8 protein-coding genes are annotated in these 14,027 nt (G+C 65.5%); 1 reads left to right on the forward strand and 7 read right to left on the reverse strand.

Annotation, left to right across the window (positions count from 1 at the left end):
• Positions 1-4: 4 nt before the first annotated feature.
• Together AABD04_RS06690 and AABD04_RS06695 are read right to left on the reverse strand one after the other, a co-directional pair.
• Positions 5-838: an SDR family NAD(P)-dependent oxidoreductase gene (locus AABD04_RS06690; protein ID WP_341440605.1), complete on the reverse strand. Its 834-nt coding sequence runs from the start codon at positions 836-838 to the stop codon at positions 5-7.
• Positions 835-2,406, reverse strand: coding sequence for a flavin-containing monooxygenase (locus AABD04_RS06695; protein WP_243596873.1), 1,572 nt, complete (start codon positions 2,404-2,406; stop codon positions 835-837). Before AABD04_RS06695 ends, AABD04_RS06690 begins: the two co-directional genes overlap by 4 nt.
• A gap of 69 nt (positions 2,407-2,475) precedes the next feature.
• On the opposite strand from AABD04_RS06695, the gene AABD04_RS06700 reads away from it, so the two are divergent.
• Complete coding sequence (locus tag AABD04_RS06700) at positions 2,476-3,129, forward strand: TetR/AcrR family transcriptional regulator (protein ID WP_243596874.1); 654 nt, start codon at positions 2,476-2,478, stop codon at positions 3,127-3,129.
• A 294-nt stretch (positions 3,130-3,423) separates the two neighbouring features.
• On the opposite strand, the gene AABD04_RS06705 is transcribed toward AABD04_RS06700, so the two are convergent.
• The 5 genes from AABD04_RS06705 to AABD04_RS06725 all read right to left on the reverse strand — a co-directional run bounded on the left by AABD04_RS06705 (position 3,424) and on the right by AABD04_RS06725 (position 14,019).
• Positions 3,424-7,215: a multifunctional oxoglutarate decarboxylase/oxoglutarate dehydrogenase thiamine pyrophosphate-binding subunit/dihydrolipoyllysine-residue succinyltransferase subunit gene (locus tag AABD04_RS06705; protein WP_243596875.1), complete on the reverse strand. Its 3,792-nt coding sequence runs from the start codon at positions 7,213-7,215 to the stop codon at positions 3,424-3,426.
• Positions 7,216-7,325: 110 nt separating this feature from the next.
• Positions 7,326-11,063 carry an ABC transporter ATP-binding protein gene (locus tag AABD04_RS06710; RefSeq protein WP_341442976.1) on the reverse strand — a complete coding sequence of 1,246 codons (3,738 nt, stop codon included), beginning with the start codon at positions 11,061-11,063 and terminating at the stop codon, positions 7,326-7,328.
• A gap of 227 nt (positions 11,064-11,290) precedes the next feature.
• On the reverse strand, positions 11,291-12,061 hold the full coding sequence (locus AABD04_RS06715) for an ABC transporter permease (RefSeq protein WP_341440606.1): 771 nt from the start codon (positions 12,059-12,061) through the stop codon (positions 11,291-11,293).
• Positions 12,058-13,068: an ABC transporter ATP-binding protein gene (locus AABD04_RS06720; RefSeq protein WP_341440607.1), complete on the reverse strand. Its 1,011-nt coding sequence runs from the start codon at positions 13,066-13,068 to the stop codon at positions 12,058-12,060. Before AABD04_RS06720 ends, AABD04_RS06715 begins: the two co-directional genes overlap by 4 nt.
• A gap of 111 nt (positions 13,069-13,179) precedes the next feature.
• A complete protein-coding gene (locus tag AABD04_RS06725; RefSeq protein ID WP_341440608.1) occupies positions 13,180-14,019 on the reverse strand; it encodes an LLM class F420-dependent oxidoreductase in 840 nt (279 codons plus the stop codon).
• Positions 14,020-14,027: the final 8 nt, after the last annotated feature.

The following is a 14,027-nucleotide window of genomic DNA, read 5'->3' on the forward strand; positions in this document are numbered from 1 at the left end:
GCGCCTACTTCTTCGTGCGCGGCAGCGCGCGCTTGGATACCGCCGCGATCAGGCCCTGGTATCGCGAACCGGTGATGCGCTGCAGCAGATCGAGGGCGATCGCGTCGGAACCGATGAGCACGCGGCCCTTGCCCTTCTCGACGCCCTTGAGAATGGTCTTCGCCGCGTCGATCGGGGTGGTCTTGGCGAGCTTGCTGTCGAAGAACTTGGCCACGTCGGCCTGATCGAAGTTCTCGGCGACCGTGGCGTTGCGGGCAATTGCGGTCTTGATGCCGCCGGGATGCACCACGGTCACCTTGACCGGTGCCTTGGAGATCAGCATTTCCATCCGCAACGACTCGCTGAATCCGCGGACGGCGAACTTCGCGGCGTTGTACGCGGACTGCGACGGCATGGCCAGCAGGCCGAAGAGGCTGGAGATGTTGATGATGTGGCCGTCGCCGGAGGCCTGGATGTGCGGCAGAAATGCCTTGGTGCCGTTGACGACTCCCCAGAAGTCGACGTCGACGATGCGCTCGATGTCCTTGAACGAGGACTTGTCGACGTCACCGTGGTACGCGATCCCGGCGTTGTTGTAGATCTGGTTGACCTTGCCGAAGTGCGCGACGACGGCCTCGGCGTAGTCCAGTACGGTCTCGCGCTGGGACACATCCAAGAAATCCGACTTGACCTGGGCACCCAACGCCTCGACGCGTCGGACCGTCTCGTCCAGTCCTGCGGTGTCGACGTCGGACAGTGCCAACTTCGCTCCCCGCCCGGCCAGCTCGAGGGCCAGAGCCCGGCCGATTCCCGAACCCGCGCCGGTGACTACGGCGACCTTGCCTGTGAATGTGCTCATCGTGCGGACACCTTGTCTGTGTTGTTGCCGGCGGAGGTGTTGGCCGACGATCCGGAGGGCAGGTCTGCGGTAGCGACGCTACGGTACGCATCGAGATCGAAGTTCTTGGTCATTCTGCGGAACTCGAAGGTGAAGCCCGGCCACAGTGTCGTGTTGTTGCCGTGCTTGTCGAGGTACCAGCTGGCGCACCCGCCGTTCATCCAGACGCTCTTGGACAGCTGGTCCTGCAGGGTGACGTTGTACTCGTCCTGCACGTCCTTGCGCACCTCGATGGTGCCGATGTCGTGCTTGTCGATGGTGTTCAACGCGTCGACCAGGTAGTTGATCTGCGACTCGATCATGAAGACCATCGAGGTGTGTCCGAGGCCGGTGTTGGGCCCCACCAGGAAGAACATGTTGGGGAAATTGGCGACCGCTGCGCCCTTGTAGCCCTGCTGGCCACCGTCGTCGAAGGTTTCGGCCAACGTGCGACCGTCCTTACCGGTGATGCCCTGGTAGGCGGGGGAGTCGGTGACGTGGAAGCCGGTGGCGACCACGAGCGCGTCGATCGGGCGCTCGGTGCCGTCCTTGGTCACGATGGAGCCCTCGCGCACCTCCGCGATGCCGTCGGTGACGAGGTCGACGTTGCTCTGGGCGAGCGCCGGGTAGTACGCGTTCGAGATCAGCATGCGCTTGCAGCCGATGCGGAAGTTCGGCGTCACCTTGGCGCGCAGCGCCTTGTCCTTGATCTGGGTGCGCAAGTGGTTCTCCGACGCCCACTGCAGGGGCTTCATGAAGGCCGGAGCCTTGGCCAGACCGACGACCTGGGTCTCACGCATCGCGTAGATGCCGGCGCGAGAGAGACGCTGGAATCCGGGAACGTGCTTGAAGGCGAAGCGCTCGAGCTTGGTGTACGGCCGATCGGCGCGGGGAAGGATCCACGGCGCGGTGCGCTGGTACACGTCGAGATGCTGTACCTGGCCTGCGATGGCCGGCACGATCTGAATCGCCGACGCACCGGTGCCGATGACGGCGACGCGCTTGCCGGCGAGCGAGACGTCGTGGTTCCACTGGGCGGAGTGGAAGACGTCGCCCTTGAAGTCGTGAATGCCCTTGATGTCGGGCAGGTTCGGCTCGCACAGTGCGCCGACGGCCGAGACGACGATCTTCGCGGTGTAGTTGCCGGAGGTGGTCTCGACATCCCAGCGGTTGGTCTCCGCGTTCCAGCGGGCCGAGGTCACGTCCGTGCCGAATACGTGCTTGTCCATGACGCCGTACTTGCGCGCGACTCCGGCGATGTACTTCTGGATCTCGGGCTGCGTGGAGAACGACCGGGTCCAGTCCGGGTTCAGGGCGAACGAGTACGAGTACAGGTGCGACGGCACGTCGCAGGCGGCACCGGGGTAGGTGTTGTCGCGCCAGGTGCCGCCGACATCGTGGCCGCGTTCGATGACGACGAAGTCCTTCTTGCCTGCCTTCGTCAGCTTGATCGCGGCACCGAGGCCGGCGAAGCCGCTGCCGATGATCAGCGTATCGACGTGACGCGGCGTCGTTGCACGGTCCGAAGTATCTGTTACGGGAAGACTCATGTAGGGGAGCGTAGAAGCTTATTGAGTGTGAGTCAATAGTTATTGACTAACATTCAGTAGAGTGGTTGCATGGCGTTCGTGAACAGCCCCGGCGCATCGACCACGAAGAGGACCAGGCTCAGTCCGCAGCAACGACGAGCGCAACTGATCGAGCTCGGGACCGAAATGCTCGCCGACCGCCCTCTCGAGCAGATCTCCGTCGAGGACATCGCAGACCAAGCAGGCGTCTCCCGGGGTCTACTGTTCCACTATTTCGCCTCCAAGCAGGAGTTTCACCTGGAAATAGTTCGTGAGGCGTCCCGGTCGATGATCGAGCGCACTGCTCCCGATCCCGAACTCGACCCCTTCGAGATCCTGCGCGACTCCATAGCCAACTACGTCGATTACGTCGCCGAGAAGCGCGATACGTTCATCTCCCTGCTGCGTGGCACCGCGAGCGGAGATCCCCTGATGCGCGAGGTGTTCGAGCAGACCCGCACCACCATGGCCGAGCGCACCCTCGCGCAACTCGCCGGACTCGACATGGAAGTGACCCCCACCATCGACCTCGCCGTCCGCGGTTGGATCGCCTTCGTGGAGGAAGCGACCATCACCTGGCTCCGGGATCCGCACATCACTCGCGAAGAACTCATCGACCTCAATGTCAACGCCCTGCCCGCCGTGGCCCTGGCCCCGGGCATGATCTCCGCACTCCTGGGAGCCGACGCGGACACCGACGCCTGAGCGCCCCCGGCCCCGCCCCCTGATCCCCGCCCCCCCGCCCCCCGCCCCCTGCCCTCCCCGCCCCCTGCCCTCCCCGCCCGGTGCCCTCCCCGCCCCCCTGCCGCGTCAATGGACCGTTGCACTCCTCAGACGTATGCAAGGGTCCATTCACGCGGAACCGAGGTGTGCGTCAATGGACCGTTGCACTCCCCAGACGTATGTAGTGGTCCATTGACGGCGAAGTTGGGTGCGTACGAACGACAACAGCGGCCCACCCCCGAAGGAGTGGGCCGCTGTCGCTACCGAACTACGTGTCTAGTCTTCGCCGACCTTGTTGAAGGCCTCGTCGATGATTTCCAGTTGCTCGACGGCATGCACCTTGCTCGATCCCGATGACGGGGCGGACATTGCGCGACGCGAGATGCGCTTGATGCCGACCAGCTTCTCGGGCATGAGCTCGGGCAGTGCGAGACCGAAGAAGGGCCAGGCACCCTGGTTCGCAGGCTCTTCCTGAACCCAACGGAACTCGGTTGCATTCGGGTAGCTTTCGAGCGCTTCCCGGATGCGGCGGACCGGCACCGGGTAGAGCTGCTCGACGCGAACGATCGCGACGTCGTCGCGATTGTCCTTCTGCTTGCGAGCGAGAAGCTCGTAGTAGAGCTTGCCGCTGACCATCAGCACTCGCTTGACCGCACTGCGGTCGCCGGTGCCGGTGTCGTAGGTGGGCTCGTCGAACACCGAGTGGAACTTGCCGTCGGTGAAGTCCTCGATATTGCTCACTGCTGCCTTGTTGCGCAGCATCGACTTCGGGGTGAAGACGATGAGCGGGCGACGGATTCCGTCACGCGCGTGCCTGCGCAGCAGGTGGAAGTAGTTCGCGGGGGTCGAGGGGAGTGCGACGGTCATCGATCCTTCGGCGCACAGCGTCAGGAAGCGTTCGATGCGTCCGGACGTGTGGTCGGGACCCTGACCTTCGTGGCCGTGCGGCAGCAGCAGCACGACGTCGGAGAGTTGGCCCCACTTGGCCTCACCGGAGGAGATGAACTCGTCGATGATGGACTGCGCGCCGTTGACGAAGTCGCCGAACTGCGCTTCCCACATCACCAGTGCGTCCGGGTTGCCCACCGAGTAGCCGTACTCGAAGCCGACGGCTGCGAACTCGCTGAGTGCGGAGTCGTAGACCATGAACTTGCCGGGGTTGTCGCTGCCGATGTTCTGCAGCGGGGTGTACTCGGCACCGGTCTTGCGGTCGATGATCACCGAGTGGCGCTGGGTGAACGTGCCACGGCGGGTGTCCTGGCCGGAGAAGCGGATGTTGCGTCCCTCGTCCACCAGCGATCCGAGTGCCAGCAGCTCGCCGAAGGCCCAGTCGACCTTGCCCTCGTGCGCCATTTCGCGACGCTTCTCGAGCACCGGCTTGACGCGCGGGTGCACGTTGAATCCGTCGGGAACGTCGAGGTGCGCATCGCCGATGCGGTGCAGCACGGCCTTGTCGACCGCGGTGGTGAGCTTGGCCGGCAGCTGCTGGTCGAGTTCGACCGACTCACTCGGCTCCGGGGTGTACTTCTCGAGTTCGCGTACCTCGTTGAAGACGCGTTCGAGCTGGCCCTGGTAGTCGCGGAGTGCGTCCTCGGCTTCCTTGAGCGAGATGTCGCCACGGCCGATGAGCGATTCGGTGTAGCTCTTGCGGACGCTGCGCTTGGTATCGATCACGTCGTACATCGCCGGCTGCGTCATCGAGGGGTCGTCGCCCTCGTTGTGACCGCGACGGCGGTAGCAGATCATGTCGATGACGACGTCCTTGTGGAACTTCTGACGGAAGTCCACCGCGAGCTGAGCGACCCAGGCACAGGCCTCGGGGTCGTCGCCGTTGACGTGGAAGATCGGCGCAGCGATCATCTTCGCCACATCGGTGCAGTACTCGGACGAACGCGAGAACTCCGGTGAGGTGGTGAAGCCGACCTGGTTGTTGACGACGATGTGCACAGTGCCGCCCGTGCGGTAGCCCCGCAGATCGGACAGGTTCAACGTCTCGGCGACGACGCCCTGGCCGGCGAATGCAGCGTCGCCGTGCAGCATCAGCGGCAGAACGGAGTAACCGCCCTGGCCGGTGCCCTTGTCCAGCAGGTCCTGCTTGGCGCGGACGAGACCTTCGAGTACGGGGTCCACGGCCTCGAGGTGCGACGGGTTCGCCGTGAGCGAGACCTTGATGTCGTTGTCACCGAACATCTGGATGTACGTGCCCTCGGCACCGAGGTGGTACTTCACGTCGCCGGAGCCGTGTGCGGCAGCCGGGTTCATGTTGCCCTCGAACTCGGTGAAGATCTTCGAGTAGGGCTTGCCGACGATGTTGGCGAGCACGTTCAGACGGCCGCGGTGCGGCATACCGATGACGACCTCGTCGAGGGCGTACTCGGCGCTCTGGTCGATGACGGAGTCCATCATCGGGATGACCGACTCGGCACCTTCGAGCGAGAAACGCTTCTGTCCGACGTACTTGGTCTGCAGGAACGTCTCGAATGCCTCGGCGGCATTCAGCTTGCTCAGGATGTACTTTTGTTGCGCCACAGTCGGTTTGACGTGCTTGGCCTCGACGCGTTCCTGCAGCCACGAGACCTGCTCGGTCTCGAGAATGTGGGTGTACTCGACGCCGACGTGGCGGCAGTACGAGTCGCGCAGAACGCTGAGCACGTCCCGCAGCTTCATCTTGTCCTTGCCGTGGAATCCACCGACCTTGAATTCGCGGTCGAGGTCCCACAGCGTGAGGTCGTGGCTGATCACGTCGAGGTCCGGGTGCATCCGGAACTTGTCCTTGGTGAACTGCAACGGATCGGTGTCGGCCATCAGGTGACCGCGGTTGCGGTACGCCGCGATGAGCTCGAGCACGCGGGTGTTCTTGTCGACCGTGCCCTCGGGCAGATCCTTGCGCCAGCGAATGGGCTCGTACGGGATCTTGAGCGAGTGGAACAGCTCGTCGTAGAACTCGTCGCTGATCAGCAGGTTGTGGATCGTCTTGAGGAAATCGCCCGACTCCGCACCCTGAATGATGCGGTGGTCGTACGTCGAGGTCAGCGTCATGAGCTTGCCGACGCCGAACTCGGCGAGACGCTCGTCGCTGGCACCCTGGAACTCGGCCGGGTACTCCATGGCACCGGCGCCGATGATGGCACCCTGACCGTTCATCAGACGTGGCACCGAGTGCACGGTGCCGATTCCGCCGGGGTTGGTCAGCGAAATGGTGACGCCCTGGAAGTCCTCACCGGTGAGCTTGCCGTCGCGGGCACGTCGCACGATGTCCTCGTACGCGTTGTAGAACTGCGTGAACGTGAAGTCCTGCGTGTTCTTGATGGCAGCGACGACGAGGGAACGGTTACCGTCCTTGCCGGGCAGGTCGATCGCGAGACCGAGGTTGATCGCGGCCGGGGTGACGGCGTTCGGCTTTCCGTCGACCTCGGCGAAGTGGCGGTTCATGCCCGGGAACGCCTTGACGGCCTGCACGATCGCGTAGCCGAGCAGGTGCGTGAACGAGATCTTGCCGCCGCGGGTACGTGCCAGGTGGTTGTTGATGACCAGGCGGTTGTCGACCATGAGCTTGGCCGGGATCGCACGCACGCTGGTTGCAGTCGGAATCTGCAGCGAGGCAGACATGTTCTTCGCCACCGCTGCGGCAGCGCCACGCAGAATTTTGCTCGACTCTTCACCGAACTCTGCTGCGGCGGGCTTGGCGGGAGCAGACTTGGCGGGAGCTGCCTTCTTCTCGGCGGGCTTGGCAGCAGCGGCAGGCTTCGAGGCTTCGGCCTTGGGAGCGGCAGCTTTCGGTGCTGCTTTCGGTGCTTCGGCCTTGTCGGGAGCAGAGGCGGCCGGCTTGGCTGGGGGCGCGGGTGCTGCGGGAGGAGCGGACTTGGTCGAGCTACCGTTCGAGGCTGCGCCGTTACCGGCCGCACCGTTGGAGCCGGTGGTCTCGTCGGTCACTGCATCGGGGTCGTAACCGGACAAAAACTCGTGCCAGCTCGCGTCGACGGATGAGGGGTCCTTCTTGAATCGCTGGTACATCTCGTCGACCAGCCATTGATTTTGTCCGAATTGGGTAGTAGAGCTGCTGCTCACGGCAGTAGTTCGCCTCGTTTCTGTCTTCGTTCCCGTTCAGCGCGCGTACTTGTCCAGGCTAGACCGTTGGTCCAGCTCACGTGCGTCCGGGACGTAGCTGTGATATGTACTCACCGGTAACCATCGGCCTCGTTGTCGATGACTCCTTGGACTATCGAATTATTCCCCCGGTTCGTTTCGGCTGCAGTCCACAGTTTCGCGTAGAAGCCGCCCTGGGCCCGCAGATCCGAGTGCCGTCCTTGTTCCACGATACGGCCGCCGTCGACCACCACGATCAGATCCGCTCGCGCGGCGGTCGCCAATCTGTGCGCGACGATCACGGCCGTTCGAGTACGCGCGACGGCAGTACCGGCCGCGAGCACCGTGCGTTCGGTTGCGGGGTCGAGGGTGGCGGTGGCCTCGTCGAGCAAGAGCAGGTCCGGGTCGACCAACTCGGCCCTGGCCAGTGCGATCAGCTGCCGTTGACCCGCCGACAGCCCTTGGCCGCGCTCGCCGACCGGTTGATGCATACCTCCGCGAAGTGCAGCGATGGTGCTCAGTGCCCCTACGGATCGAGCCGCGTCCTCGATGTCGGCGCGGCTGGCATCGGGCCTGCCGTAGGCGATGTTCGACGCGACCGTCCCGGTGAACAGATGGGCTTCCTGCGGTACGACGCCCAGTCGGTGTCGGTAGTCCGAGAGGCGATAGTCGCGCAGATCGTGGCCTCCGACTCGTACCGATCCGGAGGTGGGATCGTAGAACCGGGCCAGCAGTTTCACCACCGTGGATTTACCTGCCCCGGTCCGTCCGACCAACGCGACGGTGGTGCCCGCCGGGATGGTGAGATTTACCTCACTGAGGGCATCGGACTGTGCTCCGGCATACCGAAAGCCGACGTCGACGAGATCGATATCGGCGCGCAGGCGTCCGTCGGGAAGCGCCGTGGTGGCCGCAGCGGTGGCGGTTTCGATCGAACTCGTGGTGCGCAGCAGGTCGCCGATCCGGCCGATACCGACCCGGGCCTGCTGATAGCCGTCGAACACCTGCGAGAGCTGCTGGATGGGTCCGAAGAGCAACCCGAGATAGAGCACGAATGCCACGAGGGTGCCCGCTGTGGTGGTGCCCGTGGCGATCTGGTGTGCGCCGACGAACACCACGACCGCGAGCGCGATGTCCGAGAGCAGAGTGATGAGCGGGAAGAACACCGAGATGGCGGTCTGCGATCGCATTCGGCTCGCCCGGTAGCGGTCGGAGCGTTCGGCGAACCGGGACGCGGCGTACTCCTCGCGTCGGTACGCCTGCGCGGCGCGCAGTCCCGTGACGTTCTCCTGAAAATCGGCGTTGACGATCGAGATGCGCTCGCGGGAGGTCGAGTACGCGGCCGAGGAGACACGCCGGAAGATCACGGTGGCGACGGCGAGAAGCGGTACCACGGCAAGTGCCACCACTCCGAGGACCAGGTCGGTGAACAGCAGCGCGGCTGCGATGCCCACGACGGTCAGCACGCTCACCACCGCCGTCGATGCGCCGGTCTGGATGAAGGACGAGAGCGCGTCGACGTCGGTGGTCATCCGGGTCATGATGCGGCCCGACAGTTCGCGCTCGTAGTAGTCGAGACCCAGCCGCTGAATGTGCGCGTAGCTACGCACACGGAGTCCGAAGAGCACTCGCTCACCTGCGCGCGCGGTGATGACCGTCGTCCAGCAGACGACGAACCAACTCGCCGCTGCCAGCACGACGCCGATCGAGGTGGCGATCCACAGGGTGTTGGAGTCTCCGCTCGCCACTCCGCTGTCCACCGCATAGCGAACGAGAGAGGGAAAGGCGATCGAGGCCAGCGAGTCCAGTGCGAGGAGCACCACCACACCCGCGAGCAACAATCGCACCGGGCTCAGCAATCGCGACAACCGGAACTCCGGGTCGGGTCGACGCAGTTCGGTTTCCGATGCGCCTGGTTGCTCCGTGGCCGGCGGCAGTGCCGCGACTGCCTGCGAGATCGCCGGTGTCGGTGCGAGCGAGCCGAATGCCCCGGCCATCGCAGTTCCGTGACCACCACCGCCTCCGGGCGCGGGTGTCGCGGCTGCGACCGACGATTCCGGAGAGGTGTCGGGCCAGAGCATCTCGGCGGACGGGCTCGCGGTCGGCTCCGAGGCGGCGTAGTCGTTCGGTTCGCCGTCGCCGTCGCCGTCGCCGCCGGCCAGGAGGGCCCGGAACAACGGACAACGCTGATCCAGCTCGTCCACAGTTCCGGTGTCGATGATGCGGCCGTTGTCGAGGACGGCGACGCGGTCGGCCAGGGTCAGGGTCGAGCGCCGATGCGCGAGGACGAGTGTCGCTCGGGTACGGACGCCGCGTAGCGCGTCGAAGATCGATGCCTCGGTCTCGGCGTCCACCGCGGAGGTGGCGTCGTCGAGGATCAGAATGCGCGGCTCGACGAGAAGAGCGCGGGCCAGGGCTATTCGCTGGCGCTGACCGCCGGAGAGGGTGAGGCCGCGTTCGCCGACGAGGCTGTCGTAGCCCTCGGGCAACGCGTCGATGAAGGCCGACGCCTGCGCCAGGCGCGCCGCGTTCTCGATCTCCTCCGTGGTGGCGTCGGGCCTACCGAGGGCGATGTTGGCGGCAATGGTGTCGGAGAAGAGGAACGGCTCGTCGAACACCAGCGACACCGCCTCGCGCAGTGACGTCGAGTCGAGGTCGTCTATATCGATGGCCGTCCCGTCGGACGTCAGCTCGATGTGCCCCTCCGACGGTCGGTAGAAGCGGGGGAGCAGCAGGGCGAGTGCCGTCTTCCCCGAGCCCGCGTGTCCGACGACGGCGACGGTTTCCCCGGGCGAGATGCTCAGGTCGAGGCCGGTGAGCACATCGCGTTCGGGCTCGAATCCGAAGGTCACCTCGGAGATGCGGACTCCGAGCGGGCCGTCGGGCAACGCGACGGGCTTCGAGGGTTCCGGGTCGGACGGTTCGGTGTCGACCACCTCGTAGACGCGCTCGACGGCCGCGCGGGAGAGCTGGGCCATGATCACCACGGAGGAGACGGTGCGAGTGACGGCGGACAGCGTTGCGACATAGGTGGCGAAGGCCAGGAACGTGCCGATGGTGATGTGACCCTGCAGGGCGAGGTAACCGCCAAGGGCGATGACTCCGACGAGGCCGAGTTGGGGGATGGTGGCCATCGAGGGGGCGAAGCGCGAGTTGATCTTGGCCGACCGCATGCGCTCGGCAAAGAGCGTGCGGCCCAGCGCTTCGATGCGGTCCACCGCCCGCGCTTCCTGCCCGAACCCCTTGACCACTCGAACGCCGGTGACGGTTTCCTCGACATGTTGGGCCAGATCGGCTGCGCGCTGTTGCGCCGACCACGTGGCCGCGAAGAGAGTCGGACGAATGCGATAGACGACGATGCTCACCGCGGGAACGATGAGGACCGCGACGACGGTGAGCAGCGGCGAGAGATAGGCCATCACCACCAGTGCCAGTACGAACTGCAGAACGGCTCCGGCCGACAGGGGCACCATGGCCAGCAGACCCTGCACCAGTTGCAGGTCGGTGATCGACCTGGAGACGACCTGGCCGGTGCGGATCTCGTCCTGTTTGCGTCCGTCGAGTCGCTGCAGTGAGGCGAGCAGGTCGAGGCGCAGATCGTGCTGGACGTCGATCGAGAGCCGGCCGGCGAGCATGCGTCGACCGAACTGGCACGCGAACCGCACCACACCCAACAGTGCGATGGCGGCGGCGACGGTGGCGATCTTCTCGCCCCTGCCTGCGGTCGCGTCGTCGATGGCCAATCGGGTGAGCAGCGGGAACGAGATGTCTATGACTGCGGCGATCATCGTCACGCCCAGGGCGCCGAGTGCGGTGCGCCGATGCAGCATGCACTGCGCGATCAGACGTCTGATCCACCCGCGCCGAGCACCCGACGCGGGTTCTGCGCCGTCGAGTGCCGACGAGCTGCGGCCGGGCGTCGCACGGTCCTTCACCGCATTACTGTGTGCCATCGATAGACCACGGTAGACCCGAGCACCGACACGGTTCGCCTGCGAACACCTGGTCCCTGTGATCCGGGTCGTTCCGCAGGCTCCACTCCCGCCCATCCGGGTCCTCAGTCGATGTCGCGGGTGCGGGCCAGAAACCAGCCGACACCGATGAGAATTGCGGCCCACAGAGCGAGACCGAGCGGTGCCCACGGCCACGACGCCAGATCGCCCGCGTCGTCGAGTTGAGTCGCTGCCATGGTCGGAAGGGTCAGGTTCGACGGGAGCGCCATGGCGACCGATCCGAGCCCGAGTCCGAACAGGATCAACGAGATCAGGCCCTCGCCGAACGGCAGCCACGCGACGAGCACGATCGCGGCCCACGTCGGAGATTTGAGCAGCAGACCCAGGCCGGCACCGATCATCGACCACAGCACGACGGCGAGGAGGCACGACGCCACCACGCCGATGAACGCGCCGTCCAACAGCACTGTCCGCTCGTTGAAGATCAGCAGGCAGATCAAACTGGCGAGCAGTACCACCAGGCCGTACCCGAGGCCGAACAGCGCTGTCACGATGAGTTTGGCGGCGATCACCCCGTCGCGGCCGCGAGCGGTCAGGAAGCTGGTGGTGATGGTCTTGTGGCGGAATTCGGTTCCGGCGTTGACGGCACCGAAGATGCCGGCGAACAGAATCGCGGCACCGGCGGCGACGTAAAGGCCGATCGACGCGACCCCGCCGGAAATGTCGAGGTCCTCCTCGAATTCGCCCAGCTGGTTCGCGATCACCGACGTGATGACGGACGCGAACACTCCGACGACGATCGGTGCGATGGCCAGTGCCCACCAGAACTTCAGTGTCGTGACCTTGCGGATCTCCGACGTCAGCAACGCGTTCATCGCGGACCTCCGTTCCAGTGCTGTGGCGCACCGTAACCGGGCGGCGGGCCGTAACCCTGCGGCGGCCCGCCGTACGGATTCTGCTGAACGGGCGCCGCGGTGTACTGGCCCGCTGTCATCGAGAGGAAGACCTGCTCGAGGTCGACGTGTTCACCGGTGGTGCCGAAGATCGTCACCTGGGCGTCGGCCGCGATGCGGGCGATCGTGGCCGCATCGGGACCGGCGACGCCGATGCGGCCGTCGGGCAGCAGTTGGCTGTCGTTGAACCCGCTCGATGCCAGCGCCAATGCCAGGGCCGCGGGGTCCGATGCGGCAACGAGGACGCGGCTCGGACGCGTCGATCGCAGTTGCGCGATGGAACCCTGGTACACGAGTGCACCGGCGCTGACGATCACCAGGTTGTCGACGGTCTGCTCGATCTCGCGCAGGATGTGACTGGATACCAATACAGTGCGCCCCGACGCTGCGAACGCCTTCAGGAAGTCGCGGAGCCAGGCGATTCCCTCGGGGTCGAGACCGTTTGCGGGTTCGTCGAGCACGAGGATTTCCGGATCCCCCAGCAGCGCGGTCGCCAATGTGAGGCGTTGTCGCATGCCGAGCGAGAAGCCGCCTGCGGCTCGATCGGCGGCGTCACCGAGGCCCACCAGATGCAGCACGTCGAGGGCGCGACTGTCCGGCACGCCGATCGCGGCGGTGTAGATCTTCAGGTGATGTGCTGCAGTGCGCTTGGGGTGCAGGCTCAGAGAGTCGAGGACGGCTCCCACCGTGCGAGCCGGGTGGATCGCCGTTCGGAACGGAGCGCCGTTGACGAGGCCCACACCCGAGGTGGGAGCCACGAGTCCGAGCAGCATGCGCAGCGTTGTCGTCTTACCCGATCCGTTGGGGCCGAGGAATCCGGTGACGGTGCCCCGCGGCACGACGAAGCTCAGGTCCGACACCGCGCGAACCGTGCCGAATTGCTTGGTCAGTGCTTGCGCTTCGAGCGCCGCTCCCGGATAGCTGGTCATCTGTGCGCATTCCCCCTGGCCGTTGGTCACCTCGAGCACCGGCTGCACGCGGCAACCGGTACCCGAGGCTACGGGGTGCGACCGACATCGTCGCGAGAGCGCCTTTCTCCGTCAGCGGTGCAACGCCGCGGCGATCTCTCGGTAGGTCTCGAGCGGATCGGCATCGTCGGGGAGCGAGTGCAGCGTCACGTGCGAAGCGCCCGCGTCGAGGTGTTCGTTCAATCGGGCGGCGATCGCGTCGGCCGTACCGTGCGCTACCAGTGCGTCGATGAGTCGGTCGCTACCGCCGTCGCCGATCTCCTCGTCGGAGTAGCCGAGTCGGTTCAGATTGTTGGTGTAGTTGCGCAGGTGCAGGTACGGATTGTTGACCGGTGGCCGCCCGATCGAGCGCGCCTTCTCCGGATCCGATTCGAGGACCACCTTGTGTTCGGGTGCCAGGATCTTGTTCGGTCCCACTGCCTCTCGTGCTTCACGGGTGTGCTCGGGCGTCGTCAGGTACGGGTGCGCACCGGCGGTGCGGGCGGCGGCCAGCGCGAGCACCTTCGGCCCGAGCGCGGCGAGGACGCGCCGCTCCACCGGAACTCCGGCCTCGTCGAGAGCGTCCAGGTAGGCCACCAAGGCGTCGTACGGCTTGGTGTACTCCTGTACCGCCTCCGGGTGGCCCGCACCGATGCCGAGGACAAATCGTCCCGGGTGCTTCTTCTCTATCCGGTGATACGACGCGGCGACGTCGGCCGCTGCGTCCGACCAGATGTTGACGATGCCGGTCGCGACGACGACCGTCTCCGTGGCGTCGAGGATGTCCTCGGTGGTCGTCAGATCCGCGGGCGGGGAGCCGCCGAGCCAGATGGTCCCGTAACCGAAGGACTCGATGGCGCGGGACAACTCCGGAGTGAACGCCGAGTGCAGTCGCCAGACGCCGTACTTGCCGAGTTCAGGTGTGGAGGTCATGTTCGATG

This window comes from Rhodococcoides navarretei (assembly GCF_038069675.1).
GTDB classification, from domain to species: domain Bacteria; phylum Actinomycetota; class Actinomycetes; order Mycobacteriales; family Mycobacteriaceae; genus Rhodococcoides; species Rhodococcoides navarretei.